Genomic DNA, 19322 nt, shown 5'->3' with positions numbered 1-19322 from the left:
CCGATCGTGCCTACAGCGTGATCCAGAAGCAGTTGTAGGCGCGCCGCAGGCCGAACACCGTTCGCGACGGCGTCGCGCTGTTCTTCAGTGTCTGCTCCAGCCGCAGGCCGACGGGCCGTTGCGGGGTGGTCTGCGGGTAGTAGCCATCGGTGTTGGCGTCCAGCACGCTGCCGTCCTCGGCCAGCACCGGCGTGGCGGGGCGAATCGGGACGATATCGATGAGCGGGCGCTGCACCACCGCTTCCAGCTGATCCAGGATGCGGTGGGCGGATCGATCGGAGATCCCGTTCCATTGGTAGATGCCGGCCAGCCGGTTGACGTCGCGCGCGTCGACGGCGGCGGTGATCTGCGCCACCAGGTCGCTGAGCGTGCGCGAACAGGTGCCGCGATACAGACCGGAAGCACCGCGCGTGGACGCGGTGGCGGGATCCGGCAGGCGGTCCATCGCGCCAATGTCCTCGCAGCGCTTGTCGGTGTAGACGGTTTCGCCGGTCATGGTGGTGCAGCGCTGCACCGGATCCTGGGCGCTGGCGGGGAGGATTCCGGTGGGCCAGGCCAGGCAGGCGGCAAGCAGCGGCAGGAGGATGAGTCGCATCGCATCAGCCTACCGGCCGACGCGTGGCCCGCCAATGAGCTTCATGCATGCGCGCGCCAACCGCAACGCCGCGTACACCACCCGTGGTTCAGCGCCCCAGCCGGCTCAGCACGGCCTGGGTGGGCTTGGCCAGGTTCAGGGTGTAGAAGTGCAGCGACGGGGCGCCGCCGGCAATCAGCCGTTCGCACAGGTTGGCGACCACGTCCGCGCCGAACTCGCGGATGCTGTCCACGTCGTCGCCATAGGCCTGCATGCGCTTGGCGATCCAGCGCGGAATCTCGGCGCCGCAGGCTTCGGAGAAGCGCTTGAGCTGGGAATAGTTGGAGATCGGCATGATGCCGGGCACGATCGGAATGTCCACGCCCAGCTTGCGGGCGGCGTCGACGAAGTGGAAATAGGCGTCGGGGTTGTAGAAGTACTGGGTGATCGCGCCGTCCGCGCCGGCATCGACCTTGGCCTTGAAGTACTTCAGATCGCTGAGCGCGTCGTCGGACTGCGGATGAGTTTCCGGGTAGGCGCCGACCTCGATGTGGAAGGTGTCGCCATGCTCGGAGCGGATGAACGCGATCAGTTCCGAGGCGTAACGCAGGTCGCCGGGGTGGCCCATGCCGGAAGGCAGGTCGCCGCGCAGGGCGACGATGCGCTTGCAGCCGATGGCCCGGTACAGCTTGAGCAGTTCGCGGATTTCCTCGCGGCTGCCGCCCACGCAGGACAGGTGCGGCGCGGCGGAGAAGCCGTGCTGCTGGTTGAGGTGGCGGACCGTCTCGGAGGTGTAGCTGAGGGTGGAGCCGCCGGCGCCGAAGGTGCAGGAGACATATTCGGGACCATACCCCTTCAGCTTCTCCGCGGTGCGGTCGAGCTGGGCACGCTGCTCGTCGGTCTTGGGGGGGTAGAACTCGAAGCTGAGGGCGGTCATGGGCGGGCAGGGCGACGGAAACGCGTCCATTATATCTCTCCATCAAGATGGATATGCAAACGCTGTGGCCGCCGGCTTGCGGCCACGCGGTACCCTGTGCGGGACCTTTCACCGCGCTCGTCCATGTCCATCGTCCTCACGCCGTTCGCCCGCACCCGCCTGTTTCCCCGCGAGACCCGCCGCAACACCATCCAGGACTGCACGCCGGAGCAGTTCGAGCAGCATCTGAACCGGCACGCGCCGCTGAAGGACCTGCCGGGCTATGCGCCGTTCTGCCGGCTGCACGTGCACCGGAACTGGACCTCCACCCGCTGCCTGACCGTGCCGATCACCGACGGCAACCGCCATCGGCTGCGGTCGGCCTACGAGGCCCGCACCCGCGAGGAGCTGCCGGTGCTGGTGCGCTGGTTCGAGGGCGTGGAGCCGCCGGTGGCGCGCTATCTGGTGGTGATCCTGTACAGCCGCGAGCAACTGGCGCGCGAGGGCAGTCCCATCGACGCCGACTGGGGCGTGGTCGGCTGCCTGTATACCGCCGAACCCGAGGAGATCCCGATGGCGCCCATCACCATGATGCGCAACGCGCTGGGCGTCGAGGAGGGCGGCTCCGGTACGCCGCTGGACCGCGACGCCTATCGCCGCGCGGTGGAATTCTGGGAGAACAACGCCAACTGGCGGCCGTAATCCCGTACCGGAGGCGAAGGCCGCGGGCGGCGCCCTTCAGCGGGCGCGACCGATCGGCGCGAAGCGGGCGTCGGTCAGGCGCGCGAGATCGGCCGGGGCCAGTTCCACTTCCAGTCCGCGCCGGCCCGCGCTGACGTGGATCGCCGGCAGCGACTGCGCGCTGGCGTCCAGGAAGGTCCGCAGCCGCTTCTTCTGCCCCAGCGGGCTGATGCCGCCGACCAGGTAGCCGGTCGCGCGCTGGGCGGCGTCGGCGGCGGCCATGTCGCAGCGCCGGCAGCCGGCGGCCTCGGCGAGCGCCTTGAGGTCGAGCTGGCCGGCGACCGGAACGATGGCCACCAGCAGTTCGCGGGATTCGGTGGCGGCCAGCAGGGTCTTGAACACCCGGGCCGGGTCCAGGCCCAGCTTCTCGACCGCTTCGGTGCCGTAGGAACCGGCGTCGCGATCATGCGCATAGGCGTGCACGGCATGGGCGATGCGCTGTCGCTTGAGCAGTTCGATGGCAGGGGTCATGGGCGATGTCCGTGTCGTCGGAGGCGATCATGCTGGCCGCGCCGCGCGCCGTCGTCTTGAACGGGCTTGCTGTCCATGAACGGCGACGGGCGCCCGAAGGCGCCCGTCGTGTTGGAGCGGATCGATCGGGCAAGCCGATCGAGGCGGTCCGATCAGTAGCGGTAGTGGTCCGGCTTGTACGGGCCTTCCACCGGCACGCCGAGGTAATCGGCCTGGTCCTGGGTCAGCTTGGTCAGCTTGACGCCGATCTTTTCCAGGTGCAGGCGCGCCACTTCCTCGTCCAGGTGCTTGGGCAGGCGGTAGACGGTCTTCTCGTAGACGTCCTTGTTCGCCCACAGGTCGATCTGAGCCAGGGTCTGGTTGGCGAACGAGTTGGACATCACGAAGCTGGGATGGCCGGTGGCGCAGCCCAGGTTGACCAGACGGCCTTCGGCCAGCAGGAACATCGCGTTGCCGTTCGGGAACACGTACTTGTCCACCTGCGGCTTGATGTTGACCTTCTGCACGCCGGGGAAGTTGACCAGCGCGTCGACCTGGATCTCGTTGTCGAAGTGGCCGATGTTGCACACGATGGCCTGGTCCTTCATCGCCTTCATGTGATCGATGGTGATGATGTCCTTGTTGCCGGTCGTGGTGACGTAGATGTCGGCCGTGCCCAGGGTGTCTTCGATGGTGTTGACCTCGAAGCCTTCCATCGCCGCCTGCAGCGCGCAGATCGGATCGATTTCGGTGACGATGACGCGGGCGCCGTAGGCGCGCAGCGAGTGCGCCGAACCCTTGCCGACGTCGCCGTAACCGCAGACCACGGCGACCTTGCCGGCCAGCATCACGTCCATCGCGCGCTTCAGGCCATCGGCCAGCGACTCGCGGCAGCCGTACAGGTTGTCGAACTTGGACTTGGTGACCGAATCGTTGACGTTGATCGCCGGGACCAGCAGGGTGCCGGCTTCGGCCAGCTGGTACAGGCGGTGCACGCCGGTGGTGGTTTCCTCGGACACGCCCTTCCAGGCCTTGACCACTTCGGTCCAGTAGCCCGGACGCTCCTTGTGCACGCGCTTGAGCAGGTTCTTGATCACCTGCTCCTCGTGGCTGGAGGAGGCGGTGTTGACCCAGTCCGAACCGTTTTCCAGTTCGTAGCCCTTGTGGATCAGCAAGGTCACGTCGCCGCCGTCGTCGACGACCAGCTCCGGACCCAGCTTGCCGCCACCGAAGCTCAGCGCGTCGAGCGTGCAGTCCCAGTACTCTTCCAGGCTCTCGCCCTTCCAGGCGAACACCGGGGTGCCGCCGGCGGCGATCGCGGCGGCGGCGTGATCCTGAGTGGAGAAGATGTTGCACGAGGCCCAGCGCACGTCGGCGCCCAGGTCGACCAGCGTCTCGATCAGCACGGCGGTCTGGATGGTCATGTGCAGCGAACCGGTCACCCGCACGCCCTTGAGCGGCTTGGCGGCGGCGTGCTTGCGGCGGATGGACATCAGGCCCGGCATCTCGTGCTCGGCGATGTCGATTTCCTTGCGGCCCCAGTCGGCCAGGGAAATGTCGGCGACCTTGTAGTCACCCTCGGTGGAGAACTGGCGTACGGCGTTCATGGTTCGGCTCCGGTTAATGGGCGAGCTGTGCTCGCATTCTTGACCGGGCGCCGTTACAGAAAAGTCCTGCCGAGCCTGGCCATCGATGCTTCTCCTGAAGCCCGTCATGGTCGCAGCGCCCCTCGGCGAGGGCGGCCATTATATCGGCTGTTCCGGATGAAGCGATGGATGGGCCGGGCATGACCGACGGCCGTGGCCCGACCGGGATCGGGGTTGTTAAGCTCGAATGAAACCCTGTCGCGAGAGAGTCCCAATGCCCTCCATGCCCCGTATCGCCGCGCTGGCCCTGGCGATGACCCTGCTGGCGCCGGCCGCCATCGCCCGTACGCCGGCCGCCGCACCCAAGGTCGCGGCGGTCGCCGACACCGGCTACCAGCTTCCGCCGGCACCGCTGCGGGCCATCGTCGACGCGCCGCGCCGTCCCGACATCTCGGTCAGCCCCCGCCGCGACCTGCTGGCCCTGATGCAGGTCCCCACGCTCCCGGGCATCGATGTGGTCGCCCAGCCGGAGCTGAAACTGGCCGGCCTGCGCATCCATCCGCGCAGCCATTCGGCCAGCCGGTTCTCGTTCGGCACCGACTTCTGGCTGCAGGAGATCGCCACCGGCAAGGAACTGCGCATCCAGGGGCTGCCGCAGCCGCTGTCGATGGTCGGTTTCCGCTGGTCGCCGGACCAGCGCTACATCGCGTTCAACCGCATCGATCCGCAATCGGCCGCCAACGAACTGTGGTTGATCGACGTGGCATCGCGCGGCGCGCGCCGATTGACCGATCGCGCCCTCAACACCGTCGTCGGCCGCGGCTACGCCTGGCTGGGCGACAGCAGCCGCCTGCTGGTCCAGTTGCAGCCGCAGGGGCAGGGCGAGGCGCCCGAGCGCAGCGGGGTGCCGACCGGCCCCAACGTGCAGCAGACCCAGGCGGGCGGCGGCGTGGTGCAGATCCGCACCTACCAGGACATGCTGCGCAACGAGGACGACGCGCGCCTGCTGGAGTACCAACTGCGTTCGCAGCCGGCGCTGGTCGATCTGAGCGGTGCGGTGAAGCCGCTGGGCAATCCGGATCTGAACCTGTCGCTGTCGCCGTCGCCGGACGGCCGTTACCTGCTGCGTCGCCGGGTCGAGCGGCCGTTCTCCTATCTGGTGCCGGTGACTTCGTTCCCGACCCGCATCGAAGTCCTGGACATGCAGGGACGGCTGGTCCACGAAGTGGCGAAGTTGCCGCTGATCGAAGGCCTGCCGCCCGGCAACGACGCGGTGCCCGCCGGCGTGCGCGACATCCAGTGGCGGGCCGACGCCGACGCCACGCTGGTCTGGGCCGAGGCCCAGGACGGCGGCGATCCTTCGCGTGAAGCGGCCATCCGCGACGCGGTGATGATGCAGGCCGCGCCCTTTGACAAGCCGCCGGTGACGCTGGCGCGCCTCGGCATGCGCCTGGCCGACATCCAGTGGGGCGACGGCCGGTTGGCGCTGATCAGCGAGGCGTGGTGGAAGAACCGCCAGATCCGCGAATGGCGGATCGCGCCGGACGACGCGGCGCAGGCACCAAAGCTGATCCGCGAGGGGTCCTACGAGGATCGCTACAACGATCCCGGCCAGCCGGTGCTGGCGCAGGACGAACGCGGTGAAATGCGCCTGATGCTCGCCGCCGATGGACACAGCATCTACCGGATTGGCGACGGCGCGTCGCCGGAAGGGGATCGTCCCTTCCTCGACAAGGTGGATCTCGAGCAGGGCGGCAAGACCCGCCTGTTCCATTCGCAGGCGCCTTACTACGCCGTGCCGGTGGCACCGCTGGACGCCGATGGCCAGCGCCTGCTGATCACCCGCGAATCGCCGGACGAGCCGACCAACCTCTTCATCGCCGAAGGCGGGGCGGAGCCGCGCGCGCTGACCCGCTTCCCGCATCCGACCCCGCAGCTGAAGGGCGTGAAGAAGCAGCAGGTCCGCTACAAGCGCAAGGACGGCGTGGATCTGACCGCGACGCTGTACTTGCCGCCGAACTACGACCCCAAACGCGACGGCCGCCTGCCGATGCTGATGTGGGCCTATCCGGCGGAGTTCAAATCCGCCGAGGCCGCCGGCCAGGTGACTGATTCGCCGTACCGCTTCAACACGATCAGCTATTGGGGGCCGCAGGCGTTCCTGGCGATGGGCTATGCGGTGTGGGACGACTTCTCGGTGCCGATCGTGGGCGAGGGCGACAAGGAACCCAACGACACCTACGTGCCGCAACTGGTCGCCAGCGCCGAGGCGGCGGTGGACGAGGCGGTGCGCCTGGGCGTGGCCGATCGTGATCGCATCGCGGTGGGTGGCCATTCCTATGGCGCGTTCATGACCGGAAACCTGCTCGCGCATACGCGCCTGTTCAAGGCCGGCATCGCCCGCAGCGGCGCTTACAACCGCACCCTGACGCCGTTCGGCTTCCAGGCCGAGGAGCGCAATTTCTGGCAAGCCCCGGACGTGTACGAAACCATGTCGCCGTTCAACCACGCGGATCGGATCAAGGACGCGCTGCTGCTGATCCACGGCGAACAGGACAACAATTCCGGCACCTTCCCGATCCAGAGCGAGCGCATGTACGCGGCGATCAAGGGACTGGGCGGCACCGCGCGGCTGGTGATGCTGCCGAACGAGTCGCATGGCTACCGCGCGCGCGAATCGATCCTGCAGATGCTGGCCGAATCCAACGCCTGGCTGGATCGCTACGTGAAGCAGGCCGCGCCGGCCGCGGCCAAGCGCTGACCGGCAACCAGACCGGAACCGGACCAATTGCGGTCCGGTTCGGCTGTCCCGGCGGATATCCCGGGACAGGCGTGCGGCGGTGCAGCAAACGGCGGCCGAATTGGGGTAGTGTTGGGAGCTCACCCCGACGTCCGGTTTGCCGCCTCGATGAATTCGCCCCGCAGTCTCGAGTTCGCTCCACCCGATGTACCGCTTCGTGAAGACGTGCGCCGGCTTGGCGCGCTGGTCGGCGACATGCTGGCCGAACAGGTATCGCCCGCGTTCCTGGATGAAGTCGAACGCGTGCGCACCACCGCGATCGCGCGCCGCCAGAGCGACGCGCCGCCGCAGTCGCTGGCGGGATTGCTGGCCGGGCTGAAACCCACGCAGGCGGAAGGCCTGATCCGCGCGTTCAGCGCGTACTTCCAGGTGGTCAACATCGCCGAGCGCGTGCACCGCATCCGCCGCCGCCGCGATTACCAGCGCACCGACAGCAGCAAGCCGCAACCGGAAGGCCTGCAGGACGTGCTGCTGCGACTGAAGGCGCAGGGCGTGGGCATCGACGAACTCGCGCAATGGCTGCCGCGCATCGACATCGAGCCGGTGTTCACCGCGCATCCCACCGAGGCGGTCCGGCGCGCGCTGCTGGAGAAGGAACAACTGATGGTCGCCAGCCTGGTCAACGGGCTGGACGGCACCCGCACGCCTGGCGAACAGGCCACCGACACCGCGCGTTTCCGGATGGCGCTGACCTCGGCCTGGCAGACCGCCGACTCCTCGCCGGTGCGTCCCGGCGTCGAGGACGAGCGCGAGCATGTCGGCTTCTACCTGATCGAAGTGCTGTACCGGGTGATGCCGGTGCTGTACGAAACACTGGAAAGCGCGATCACCCAGGTCTACGGCGAACATCCGGCGATCACCCGCCATCTGCCCCGGTTGCTGCGCTTCGGCACCTGGGTCGGCGGCGACATGGACGGCAATCCGAATGTCGACGCCGGCACCGTCACCGCGACGCTCAACGCGCAGCGCGCGGTGATCCTGCGCCGCTACATCAAGGAATTGCGCCAGCTCACCACGCTGCTCAGCCAGTCGAGTTCGCTGGTCGGCGTGTCGGCCGAGGTGCTGGCGCGCGTGGATGAATACCGCGAACTGCTGCCGAAGGCCGCCGCGCAGTCGCGCCCGCGCCACGGCGACATGCCGTATCGCCTGCTCAACGATCTGATGCGGGCGCGGTTGCAGGCGACGCTGGAAGATCTGCCGCAGGGTTACACGGGGCCCGATGAGCTCGCCGCCGACGTGGATCTGATCCTGCGCAGCCTGGAAGACAACCGCGGCATCCACGCCGGCTGGTTCGCGGTACGCCGGCTGGCCTGGCGCATCCGCAGCTTCGGCTTCCACCTGGCGCGGCTGGACGTGCGCCAGGAATCCAGCGTGCACGCGCGCGCGGTCGCGGCGGCGCTGGCGGATTCGGAATGGGAATCGCGCGACGCGGTCGAGCGCGGTGCGCTGCTGGCACCGTATGCCAGCGGCGAGCAGGTACTGCCGGCTTCGGAGGACGAGGGCAATCCACGCCTGGACGCGGTGTTCGCCGCATTGGGCGACGCGCGCCGCCGGCATGGCACCGATGCGCTGGGCGCCTACATCATCAGCATGGCGCACAACCGCGCCGACGTGCTCACCGTGCTGGCGCTGGCGCGTCGTGGTGGGCTGGTCGACGACGATGGCAACGTGCCGCTGGACATCGCGCCGCTGTTCGAAACCGTGGACGATCTGCGCCACGGCCCGGAGACCCTGCGCGACCTGATGGCCGATCCGGTGTACCGCGCGCACCTGGCCGCGCGCGGCAACGTGCAGATGGTGATGCTTGGCTATTCCGACAGCGGCAAGGACGGCGGCATCGCCGCCTCGCGCTGGGGATTGCAGCGCGGGCAGGTCGAATTGCTGCAGACCGCCAATGAACTCGGCATCAAGCTGACCTTCTTCCACGGCCGCGGCGGTTCGATCAGCCGCGGCGGCGGCAAGACCACCCGCGCGGTCGATGCGTCGCCGCGCGGCAGCGTCGATGGCCGCCTGCGGGTGACCGAGCAGGGCGAGGTCATCCATCGCAAGTACGGCATCCGCGCGCTGGCGCTGCGCTCGCTGGAACAATCGGTCGGCGCGGTGCTGGCCTCCTCGTTGCGCCCGCGTCCGCTGGAGCCGCGCGAGCCGGGCTGGCGGGACATCATGGACACCGTCGCGGGCCATAGCAGCGAGGTCTATCGCGGGTTCGTCGGCGCGCCGCGCTTCATGGACTATTTCCGCAGTGCCACGCCGATCGACGTGATCGAACGGATGACGCTGGGTTCGCGGCCCTCGCGCCGGCTCGGCCAGGACGCGGCGCTGGGCAACCTGCGCGCGATTCCGTGGGTATTCGCCTGGAGCCAGGCGCGCGCGGTGATTCCCGGCTGGTTCGGCGTCGGCAGCGGGCTGCAGGCGGCGGTGGATGCGCATGGCGAGGACGCGGTGCTGGAGATGGCGCGCGACTGGCCGTTCTTCCGCACCTTCCTCGACGACATCTCGATGGTGCTGGCCAAGGGCGATCTGAGCATCGCCGGGATGTTCTCGCGGATGGCCGGCGACCTGCACGAGGAGTTCTTCCCGCGCATCCAGCGCGAGCATGCGCTGACCCTGCACTGGGTCCTGCGCCTGACCGGCGACGAATGGCTGCTGCAGCACGATCAGCGGCTGGCGCTGTCGATACGCCTGCGCAATCCCTACATCGACCCGATCAGCGTGTTGCAGGCGGATCTGCTGCGGCGCTGGCGCGAGACCGGGCGCGAGGACGACACCCTGTTGCGCGCGTTGGTGGCGAGCATCAACGGCGTGTCGCAGGGCGTGCAGAACACCGGTTGAGGCCCGCGGCGCCGGGATGGCGAATCCTCCCGGCGGACTCCGCCGTCAGGGCTGGCTGCCGCGCTTGGGCTTGTCCAGTTGCAGGTCCAGCCAGCGCAGCAGATCCGCGACCACGCGGCTGCGTTCGGGATCGGCCTCGTTGTAGATCTCGTGGTACAGGCGCAGGTATTCGTGTGCCTGCAGCTTGCGCTGGGGCGCGGCGGCGGCGAAGGCGCGGGCGCCGGCCGGATCAACCAGATGGTCGTCGGCCGCGAACTGCAGCAGCGTGGGCGTTTTCAGGCTGGCGGCCCGCGCGACCACGCGGGGACCGCCGGTGAAGATGAAATGCGCCAGCCGCGCGCTGATGCGCGAATGGTTGAGCGGATCCTCCAGATACTCGCGCTCGATATGGGGATCGTGCGAAAGCCGGCTCGCGGCCAGGCCCGTGCGCAGCGTCAGCCCCGGCCACCAGCCGGACAGCGTGCGTGCCAACGCCCGCTGCGCGCCGCCGGCATGGGTCGCCAGCGCGGGCGATGAGGCGATCAGGCCACGCGGCGCCAGGTCCATCAGCAACACCGCGTACATGGCCACCAGCCCGCCCAGGCTGTGGCCGAACAGGAACGGCAGGTCGTCGGCCTCGGCGGCATAGGCATGGAACGCGGCCATCGTGTCGCGTGGCAACCGCGCCAGTTCGTCCACGCCGCCCTGTGGGCCTTCCGAGCGGCCGTGTCCACGGTGATCGTAGGCGCGCACCGCGATGCCGGCCGCGTTCAATTCCTCCGCCAGCCGCGCGTAGCGGCCCGAATGCTCGCCCAGGCCATGCACCAGCAGCAGGCGCGCACGCGGCCGCGGCAACGGCCAGTCGCGCGGCTGCAGAGTCAGGCCATCGTCGGTGAGCAGGGCGGAGACAGGGTGAGCGGTCGGCATGGCGCAACATCGCGCGCGCCCGCGCGGCGGTCAAGAGCCGTGGCGCGGGGAGGAAGACGCGGGGGATCAGGCGTCCAGTTCGGCCCAGCGCTGGTAGGCCAGTTCCAGTTCCTGCTGGAGCGCGGCCAGTTGTTCGTTGGCGCGCTGGAGACTGGCGGGGTCCTGCTGGTAGTAGGCCGGCTCGTTCATCGCCGCGGTGCGGCCGGCGATGTCCGCCTCCAGCGCTTCGATCCGTCCGGGCAACTGTTCCAACTCGCGCGCGTCCTTGTAGCTGAGCTTGCGCTTGGCCGATGCCGCGGGAGCAGCGGCCGTTGCCGGCGCGGCCGTCGCCGGCCGGTCGGGCGCCACCACGACGGATTCCGGACGCTGCCGCAACCAGTCCGTGTAACCGCCCACGTAGTCGCCGAGGCGGCCTTCGCCCTCCAGCACCAGGGTGCTGGTGACCACGTTGTCGAGGAAATCGCGATCGTGGCTGACCAGCAGCAGCGTGCCCTTGTAGTCGAGCAGCAGCTCTTCCAGCAGTTCCAGGGTTTCCACGTCCAGATCGTTGGTCGGTTCGTCCATCACCAGCAGGTTCGACGGCTGGGCGAACAGCTTGGCCAGCAGCAGCCGGTTGCGTTCGCCGCCGGACAGCCGGGTGATCGGCGCGCGCGCGCGTTCGGGCGAGAACAGGAAGTCCTGCAGGTAGCCGATGATGTGCTTGCGGCTGCCGTTGATCTCGACGAAGTCGCGCCCCTCGGCGACGTTCTCCAGCGCGCTGAGCGATTCGTCCAGCTGGCTGCGGTGCTGATCGAAGTAGGCGATCTGCAGGCCGGTACCCAGCTTGACCTCGCCCTGCTGCGGGACCAGTTCGCCGAGCAGGATCTTCAGCAGGGTCGACTTGCCGGCGCCGTTGGGACCGATGATGCCGACCCGGTCGCCGCGCATGATGGTGGTGGACACGCGATCCAGCAGGACGCGGCCGTCATAGGCCTGGGTCACGTCGGTGGCCTCGATGACCTTGCGTCCGGAGGCCTGCGCGGCGGCGGCTTCCATCCTGACGTTGCCGGACAGATCGCGGCGCTGGGCGCGCTCGCGGCGCATCGCCTTGAGCGCGGTGACGCGGCCTTCGTTGCGAGTGCGACGGGCCTTGATGCCCTGGCGGATCCAGACTTCCTCCTGCGCCAGCAGCTTGTCGAAGCGCGCGTTCTCCTGCGCCTCGGCGTGCAGGCGTTCCTCGCGCCGACGCAGATAGTTGTCGTAGTCGCCCGGCCAACTGGTCAGCTGGCCACGATCGATCTCGACGATGCGGGTGGCCAGCGCGCGCAGGAAGCTGCGATCGTGGGTGACGAACACCAGGCTGCCCTCGAACTGCCTGAGGAAGCCTTCCAGCCAGGCGATCGCCTCGATATCGAGGTGGTTGGTCGGTTCGTCCAGCAGCAGGATGTCCGGCTTGCGCACCAGCGCCTGGGCCAGCAGCACGCGCCGCTTCATGCCGCCGGACAGCGCGGCGAAATCGGCGTCCTCCGGCAGTTCCAGCCGGGCCAGCACCTGCTGCACGCGGCGATCCAGATCCCAGCCGTGGCGGGCCTCGATCTGCGCCTGCGCCTCGCCCATCGCGGCCATGTCGCCCTCGGCCACGGCATGGTGGTAGCGCGCCAGCAGCGCGCCCAGGTCGCCCAGGCCCTGGGCGACCACGTCGAACACGCTGCCGGCGGTGTCCTGCGGGACTTCCTGGGCCATGCGCGCGACCACCACGCCGCCCTGGATCCGGATTTCGCCGTCGTCGGGCCGGATTTCGCCGGCCATCAGCCGCATCAGGGTGGACTTGCCGGCGCCGTTGCGGCCAACGATGCAGACGCGCTCGCCGGCTTCGATGGACAGATCGACGTGTTCGAGAAGGAGCGGACCGCCGACGCTGAAGTCGACCCGCTGGAATTGCAGAAGGGACATGCCGCCATTGTACCCGGCCGTGCCCCACCGCCGCCCGGCCGTAGAGCGGAGCTTGCTCCGCTGCTCCAAGGCCACCCGCGTAGAGCGGAGCTTGCTCCGCTGCTCTTGTGGCAAGAACCGAGAATAAAAAGCAGCGGAGCAAGCTCCGCTCTACCCGAATCCGTAGCGGACCACGTGGAAGAAGATCGGCGCGGCGAACACCACCGAGTCCAGTCGGTCCAGCATGCCTCCGTGGCCCTCGATCATCTCGCCCCAGTCCTTGGCTCCCAGGCTGCGCTTGACCGCCGACAGCGCCAGGCCGCCGAGGAAGCCGCACAGCACGATCAACAGCGACAGCAGCCCGGATTGCAGCGGGGTGAACGGGGTGATCCACCACAGCGCCGCGCCCACCCCCGCGGCGGCCAAGCCCCCGCCAACCAGCCCTTCCACCGTCTTGGACGGACTGACCTGCGGCGCCAGCAGGTGCCGGCCGAACAACTTGCCGAACACGTACTGCAGCACGTCGCTCAGCTGCACCACCAGCAGCAGGTACAGCAGCAGCATCAGGTTCTGGCCCTCATAGCCGGAGATGCGCAGCAGCAGCAGCGCCGGCGCGTGGCTGAGGCAGTACACCGCCAGCATCAGGCCCCACTGCACCTTGGCGCTGCGGGCGAGGAAATCCTCGGTGTCGCCGGACAGCGCCGATACCGCCGGCAGCAACAGGAAGCCGTACACCGGGATGCACACCACGAACAGCCCGTACCAGTCGATCCCGATCAGCCAGTACTGCAACGGGATGGCGACGTAGAAGCACAGGCACAGCGCCAGGTGATCGCCGCGCCGGGTCGGGGTCAGGCTGATGAACTCGCGCAGGGCGAGGAACGACAGCATGCCGAACAGGATCAGCGTCGCCACCTTGCCCAGCAGGAAGCAGGTGGCCAGCACCGCCGCCATCACCCACCACGCGCGAATGCGCGCGTTGAGGTTGTCGATCACCGGGCCGGGCTTGCGCAGGTGCAGCACCCAGCCGATCAGGCTGGCCAGCAGCAGCAACGCGCCGATCCCGCCCATCACACCCCAGAACGTCTGCGGCGCGCGGGCGATGGCGGCCTGCAGGAAACCGCCTACCGGCAGGTCGGAGGGAATCAGGTTCATGCCAGCGCCACCACCGCCGCGCGGGCACGTTCGAGGAAAGCGTCTTTCTCCTCGTCCGGCCGCAGCGCGACCGGCGCGCCGAAGCGCACCGTGCACACCAGCGGCACCGGCACCAGGCTGCCCTTGGGCAGGCAGCGGCGCGCGTTGTCCAGGTAGACCGCGATGAATTCCACCTGCGGATAGCGGCGGGCCAGGTGGAACAGTCCGGACTTGAACGCCTGCGGGTGAATGTCGTGGTTGCGGGTGCCTTCCGGGAACAGGATCAGCGAATCGCCAGCATCCAGCGCCTCGTACAATGGCTCCAGCAGATCCTGATCGGGCGTGCTGCGCTGGCGATCGATCAGCACCGCGTTGAAGCCGTGCCGGGCCAGCCAGCGCCTTGGTCCGTGGCCCCAGTAGTCACGCGCGGCCACCGGTCGCGTATGCGCACGCAGTGGCGGCGGCAACGCGGCCCACAGCGCCACCGTGTCGATATGGCTGGCGTGGTTGGCGAAATAGATCCGCTGGCGCGGCTCCGGCCGCGAGCCCTGCCAGCGCGGGTACGCGCCGAAGAACAGATGGGCCAGGCCAGCCAGCAGGCGGGACGCCATCTCAGGCGTTCCCGCGCAGCTGCACGGCCATCGCGCGGGTACGGGTGACGCAGGTCAGCAGCGAACCGATGGCGATGATCCACGCGGCCGCGGGCAGCACCCACGCCGTGCCGGTCGAATGACGTTCGGCGATGGCGAGCAGGCAGGCCACGGTGAGCACCGCCATGCGGTGCTGCTTGGCCATCGGTCCGCGGAAATCCTGGGCCAGGCCCAGGCTGCCGCCGGACACGCGCACGTAGGCGGTAAGGGCGGCCAGCAGCGCGCCCAGCCAGCCCAGCCAGGGCAGGCCGGCGGCGTAACCCAAGCCGACGATCAGCAGCGAATCGGCGATGCGATCGGGAAACTCGTTGTACAGCGCGCCGGTCGGCGTCTGCTTGCCGCCTTCCATCGCGACCATGCCGTCCAGCAGGTTGCACAGCAGGCGCAACTGCACGCAGGCCGCGCACAGCAGCAGGCCGGCCGTGGAGGGCACCCATGCCAGCATCGCCGCGCCGACCGCCGCGAAAAAGATGCTGAGCACCGAGATCTGGTTGGGCGTGACCCGTGAGCGCGCCAGCGCCGCGCTCGATGCACGCGCCCAGCCGCTGCCGCGCGCGGCGATCGGTCGTCGTTCGGATGATTTCCCCATGGCAGGGAGAATAGACGAAATGCGGGGCACGGACCGGTCAGCGTCATCCTTCCACTCACGCGAGGCGCGGGACCGGAAAAGAAAAACCCCGCCGAAGCGGGGTCTTTCCGGAGGCGTTCGCGCGTGCCGGCTTACTTCAGGCCGGCGTCCTTGCGCAGGGCTTCGGCGCGATCGGTCTTTTCCCACGAGAACGCGGTGCCGGTCTGCTTCTTGCCGGCGCCGTCGAGGTAGCTGATCTCGTGCGGCTTGCGGCCGAAGTGGCCGTAGGACGCGGTGGCCTGGTACATCGGGTGGATCAGGTCCAGCATCTGGATGATGCCGTACGGACGCAGATCGAAGTGCTTGCGGATCAGCTTCTCGATCTTGTCGTCGCTGATCTTGCCGGTGCCGAAGGTGGTCACCGAGATCGAGGTCGGCTCGGCCACGCCGATGGCGTAGGAGACCTGCACCTCGCAGCGATCGGCCAGGCCGGCGGCGACCACGTTCTTGGCGACGTAGCGCGCGGCGTAGGCGGCGGAGCGATCCACCTTGGACGGATCCTTGCCCGAGAACGCGCCGCCACCGTGGCGGGCCCAGCCGCCGTAGGTGTCGACGATGATCTTGCGGCCGGTCAGGCCGCAGTCGCCCACCGGGCCGCCAATGACGAACTTGCCGGTCGGGTTGATGTGGAACTTGGTGCCCTTGTGCAGCCACTTGGCCGGCAGCACCGGCTTGAGGATGTGCTCGCGCACGGCCTCGACCAGATCCTTCTGCTTGACGTCCGGATCATGCTGGGTGGACAGCACCACCGCGTCGATCGCCACGGCCTTGCCGTTTTCGTAGCGCAGGGTGACCTGGCTCTTGGCGTCCGGGCGCAGCCACGGCAGCGGCGAGTTCTTCTTCTTGCGGACCTTGGCCTGCTGCTCGACCAGGCGGTGCGACAGATGGATCGCCGCCGGCATGTAGCTGTCGGTCTCGTTGGTGGCGTAGCCGAACATCAGGCCCTGGTCGCCCGCGCCCTGTTCTTCCGGTTTCTTGCGGTCGACGCCCTGGTTGATGTCCGGGGACTGCTTGCCGATCAGGTTGAGCACGCCGCAGGTGGCGCCGTCGAAGCCGACGTCGCTGCTGTCATAGCCGATGTCCAGGATCACCTTGCGGGTCAGCGCTTCCAGATCGATCCACGCCGAGGTGGTGATCTCGCCGGCCACGATGGCCACGCCGGTCTTGACCAGCGTTTCGCAAGCCACGCGAGCGCGCTTGTCCTGGGCCAGGATGGCGTCCAGCACGGCGTCGGAAATCTGGTCGGCGATCTTGTCCGGATGGCCTTCGGAGACCGATTCGGACGTGAACAGGTAGTTGGACATCGGGCTTATATCCCTGTATTCGGATGAAAAGATGGGCGCGAATGATACACGCGCCGGGCGGTGCGTGCATTCTGCGCCGTTCAGGATGTTCCTTGCGTTAAGCCGGGGCCGTCCCGGGCTGTCATGCAACCGCCACGCCGCTGCCATCGGGCTGTCGCGCGGCGGGCGCAGGCTGCGCGGCGAAACCCGCCGACCCCGGCCGGATCCGAGCGACCATGCGCCCGCTGGAACAGCAGATTGCCGAACGCTACCCCCACTGGTTCCGTGGCCGTCGCGCCGGCCTGACCCGGCCGCTGCTGCGTACCCTGGGCCGCTGGTCGCGGCTGGACCAGGCCTACGCCTTCCTGGCCGAGCACGCCCATCTGCGCGACTTCGCCTTCCTGCAGGCGGCCATCGACTTCCTCAACCTGCGCTACTCGGTCGATGCGGCCGAGCGCGCGCGGGTGCCGGCGACCGGGCGCCTGCTGATCGTCGCCAACCATCCCTCCGGCGCGCTGGACGCGATGGCCCTGCTGGACTTCGTCGGCGGCATCCGCCGCGACGTGAGGATCGTCGCCAACGACATGCTGACCAGCATCGACAACCTGTCCGGCCTGCTGCTGCCGGTGCGCATCCTGGGCGGCAATCCCCGCCCGGAGAGCATCCGCGCGGTCGAGCAGGCGCTGGAGGCGGAACAGTGCGTCATCGTGTTCCCGGCCGGCGAGGTCTCGCGGCTGGGACCGCGCGGCATCACCGACACCCGCTGGCGGCGCGGCTTCCTGCGCTTCGCCCGCAGCACCGGCACGCCGGTCCTGCCGATCCGGGTGCAGGCGCGCAATTCCGCGTTCTTCTACGGCGCCTCGGCGCTGTTCAAGCCAGCCGGCACCGCCCTGCTGGCGCGCGAGATGTTCAAGCGCAGCCAGCGCCGCATCGCCCTGCGAATCGGCACGCCGATGACCATCGCCGCCGACGAGGACAGCCAGACCGCCCTGCAACGGGTACGCCGCGCGCTGTACGCGCTGGGTCGCCGCGAGGCGCAGCGCAACGAACCGGTCAGTCCGGAACCGCTGGTGCCGCCGGTGGAGCCGGCACGCCTGGCCGTCGCGGTCGACGCGCTGGAAAGACTGGGCCGCACCACCGACGGCAAGCGCATCTGCGTGGGCCGGCTGGCCCCGGACTCGCCGGTGCTGCGTGAAATCGGCCGCCTGCGCGAGCTGACCTTCCGCGAAGTGGGCGAGGGCACCGGCAAGCGCCTGGACGTGGATCCCTACGACGCCTGGTACGAGCACATCGTGCTGTGGGACGAACAGGCGCGGAAGATCGCCGGCGCCTACCGCATCGCGCGCGGCGCGCCCGTGCTGGCCGAGCACGGCCTGAAGGGCCTGTATACCGCCTCGTTGTTCCGCTATGCCGACGATGCGCTGCCGCGTATCGCCGAGGGCATGGAACTGGGGCGCAGCTTCGTCGTCCCGGAGTACTGGGGCAGCCGCAGCATCGATTACCTGTGGCAGGGCATCGGCGCCTACCTGTGCCGGCACCCGCGGGTGCGCTACCTGTTCGGCGCGGTGTCGATGAGCGCGGCGCTGCCGCGCGACGCGCGCGAACAGGTCGTCTCCTACTACGCCCGCTACTACGGCGTGGACAGCCGCGACGCGGTGTCTCGGCATCCGTTCCGCTATTCCGCCGCGCCGCCCAGCTACGGCGAGATGGACGCCGATACCGCGTTCCGCGTACTCAAGGCCAACCTCGACGCCCTCGGTGCCAGCGTGCCGATGCTGTACAAGCAATACACGGACCTGTGCGAACCCGGCGGTGCGCGCTTCCTCGCCTTTGGCGTGGATCCGGCTTTCTGCGATTCCATCGATGGGTTGATTGAAGTGGATCTGCATCGCATCCGGCCAAAGAAGCGGGCGCGCTACCTGCAGCCGTCCGCCGAGGCGGTGCCGGCATGAGCCCGCTGGCCGTCGACGCGGGCATCCGGCGGGCGGTCTTCGTTTCCGATGTCCATCTGGGTTCCAAGCACTGCCACGCCGCCGAATTCGCCGATTTCCTGGCGACCCTGCGCTGCCGCCGGCTCTATCTGGTCGGCGACATCGTCGACCTGTGGTGGATGGCGCAACGTCGCGCCAACTGGGACGCCGCCCACAACCGGGTGATCGAGCAGTTGCACGCGCTGGTGCGCAACGGCACCGAACTGATCTACGTGCCGGGCAACCACGACCGCCCCATCCGCCGCTTCTGCGGCCTGATGCTGCCGGCCATGCAGGTGCGCCGGCGCGCCATCCACGTGACCGCCGATGGCCGCCGTCTGCTGGTCACCCACGGCGACGATTACGACGGCATCACCCATTTTGGCGGGCTGCAGGAGAAGTTCGGCGACTGGCTGTACTACCGCATCCTCACCGGCAACCGCCTGACCAACCGCATCCGCCGCCGGCTGGGCCTGCGTTACTGGTCACTGGCCGAATACCTCAAGCGGCAGAGCGATGCGGCCGAGCGCTACATCGGCCGCTTCGTGCAGGCGGGCCTGGACGACGCGCGCCGGCGCGGACTCGACGGCATCCTGTGCGGCCATATCCACCGCGCCGCCTTGTTCCAGCGCGACGGCCTGCTGTACGCCAACGACGGCGACTGGGTGGAAAGCCTCACCGCGCTCAGCGAGGAAGCCGACGGCACCCTGCGCCTGCTGTCGCACACCGGTCAGGTATTGAGCGAAGTCCCGCCGCGCCTGCGGCTGGTGGCGCTGGAGCGGCCGGAAGCGAAGGCGGCCTGATAGCCGGGGAATTTGGCGCGAAAAGCAAATCCCCCGTCGCCCGCTGCGCGGCCGCCCGCCCCCTTTTTCAAAGGGGGCATTGAAGGGGCCGCCGCCTGTACTGATTGAGGAGTTACCTCCCCCTTTTGAAAAAGGGGG

Annotated in this window: 15 protein-coding genes and 1 riboswitch; of the genes, 5 read left to right on the top strand and 10 right to left on the bottom strand. The window is 68.7% G+C overall.

Annotated features, from left to right (window positions below; genetic code table 11):
- Positions 1-10: 10 nt before the first annotated feature.
- Both FHW78_RS18455 and metF read right to left on the bottom strand, forming a co-directional pair.
- Complete coding sequence (locus tag FHW78_RS18455; RefSeq protein ID WP_183644150.1) at positions 11-595, bottom strand: hypothetical protein; 585 nt, start codon at positions 593-595, stop codon at positions 11-13.
- 88 nt (positions 596-683) lie between these two features.
- A complete protein-coding gene (gene metF, locus FHW78_RS18450; RefSeq protein ID WP_183644148.1) occupies positions 684-1511 on the bottom strand; it encodes a methylenetetrahydrofolate reductase [NAD(P)H] in 828 nt (275 codons plus the stop codon).
- A 123-nt stretch (positions 1512-1634) separates the two neighbouring features.
- Here metF and FHW78_RS18445 point away from each other — a divergent pair, with 123 nt between their 5' ends.
- Positions 1635-2192, top strand: coding sequence for a DUF3228 family protein (locus tag FHW78_RS18445; protein ID WP_183644145.1), 558 nt, complete (start codon positions 1635-1637; stop codon positions 2190-2192).
- A 36-nt stretch (positions 2193-2228) separates the two neighbouring features.
- Here the strand turns inward: FHW78_RS18445 and ybaK are convergent, their stop codons facing one another.
- Both ybaK and ahcY read right to left on the bottom strand, forming a co-directional pair.
- Positions 2229-2702, bottom strand: a complete 474-nt coding sequence (ybaK, locus tag FHW78_RS18440; RefSeq protein ID WP_183644142.1) for a Cys-tRNA(Pro) deacylase — start codon at positions 2700-2702, stop codon at positions 2229-2231.
- A 152-nt stretch (positions 2703-2854) separates the two neighbouring features.
- Positions 2855-4288, bottom strand: coding sequence for an adenosylhomocysteinase (gene ahcY, locus FHW78_RS18435; protein ID WP_183644138.1), 1434 nt, complete (start codon positions 4286-4288; stop codon positions 2855-2857).
- Positions 4289-4326: 38 nt separating this feature from the next.
- Positions 4327-4418: riboswitch (S-adenosyl-L-homocysteine riboswitch) on the bottom strand.
- Positions 4419-4550: 132 nt separating this feature from the next.
- Between ahcY and FHW78_RS18430 the strand changes: the two genes are divergently transcribed.
- Together FHW78_RS18430 and ppc are read left to right on the top strand one after the other, a co-directional pair.
- Positions 4551-7028, top strand: a complete 2478-nt coding sequence (locus FHW78_RS18430; RefSeq protein ID WP_225562179.1) for a prolyl oligopeptidase family serine peptidase — start codon at positions 4551-4553, stop codon at positions 7026-7028.
- 147 nt (positions 7029-7175) lie between these two features.
- The gene (gene ppc, locus FHW78_RS18425; protein ID WP_183644132.1) at positions 7176-9899 is read left to right on the top strand and encodes a phosphoenolpyruvate carboxylase; all 2724 of its coding nucleotides are present in this window, start codon (positions 7176-7178) and stop codon (positions 9897-9899) included.
- 45 nt (positions 9900-9944) lie between these two features.
- Here the strand turns inward: ppc and FHW78_RS18420 are convergent, their stop codons facing one another.
- The 6 genes from FHW78_RS18420 to metK all read right to left on the bottom strand — a co-directional run bounded on the left by FHW78_RS18420 (position 9945) and on the right by metK (position 16432).
- Positions 9945-10805 carry an alpha/beta hydrolase gene (locus tag FHW78_RS18420; protein ID WP_183644129.1) on the bottom strand — a complete coding sequence of 287 codons (861 nt, stop codon included), beginning with the start codon at positions 10803-10805 and terminating at the stop codon, positions 9945-9947.
- Positions 10806-10871: 66 nt separating this feature from the next.
- The gene (locus FHW78_RS18415; protein ID WP_183644126.1) at positions 10872-12737 is read right to left on the bottom strand and encodes an ATP-binding cassette domain-containing protein; all 1866 of its coding nucleotides are present in this window, start codon (positions 12735-12737) and stop codon (positions 10872-10874) included.
- Positions 12738-12887: 150 nt separating this feature from the next.
- Positions 12888-13787, bottom strand: a complete 900-nt coding sequence (locus tag FHW78_RS18410) for a phosphatidate cytidylyltransferase (RefSeq protein ID WP_255443380.1) — start codon at positions 13785-13787, stop codon at positions 12888-12890.
- A gap of 80 nt (positions 13788-13867) precedes the next feature.
- A complete protein-coding gene (locus tag FHW78_RS18405; RefSeq protein WP_183644108.1) occupies positions 13868-14461 on the bottom strand; it encodes a lysophospholipid acyltransferase family protein in 594 nt (197 codons plus the stop codon).
- Between the two features lies 1 nt (position 14462).
- Positions 14463-15089 (bottom strand): CDP-alcohol phosphatidyltransferase family protein, encoded by a 627-nt coding sequence (locus FHW78_RS18400; protein ID WP_183644105.1) that lies wholly within the window; start codon positions 15087-15089, stop codon positions 14463-14465.
- A 131-nt stretch (positions 15090-15220) separates the two neighbouring features.
- Positions 15221-16432, bottom strand: a complete 1212-nt coding sequence (gene metK / locus FHW78_RS18395) for a methionine adenosyltransferase (RefSeq protein ID WP_183644102.1) — start codon at positions 16430-16432, stop codon at positions 15221-15223.
- Between the two features lie 215 nt (positions 16433-16647).
- Between metK and FHW78_RS18390 the strand changes: the two genes are divergently transcribed.
- A complete protein-coding gene (locus tag FHW78_RS18390) occupies positions 16648-18363 on the top strand; it encodes a GNAT family N-acyltransferase (protein ID WP_183644099.1) in 1716 nt (571 codons plus the stop codon).
- Positions 18360-19184, top strand: a complete 825-nt coding sequence (locus tag FHW78_RS18385; protein WP_183644096.1) for a UDP-2,3-diacylglucosamine diphosphatase — start codon at positions 18360-18362, stop codon at positions 19182-19184. Before FHW78_RS18390 ends, FHW78_RS18385 begins: the two co-directional genes overlap by 4 nt.
- The last annotated feature ends 138 nt before the right edge of the window (positions 19185-19322 follow it).

The sequence above is a fragment of the Pseudoxanthomonas sp. OG2 genome, from assembly GCF_014192765.1.
GTDB lineage: Bacteria > Pseudomonadota > Gammaproteobacteria > Xanthomonadales > Xanthomonadaceae > Pseudoxanthomonas_A > Pseudoxanthomonas_A beigongshangi.
This window is presented reverse-complemented; position numbering and strand designations above follow the sequence as displayed.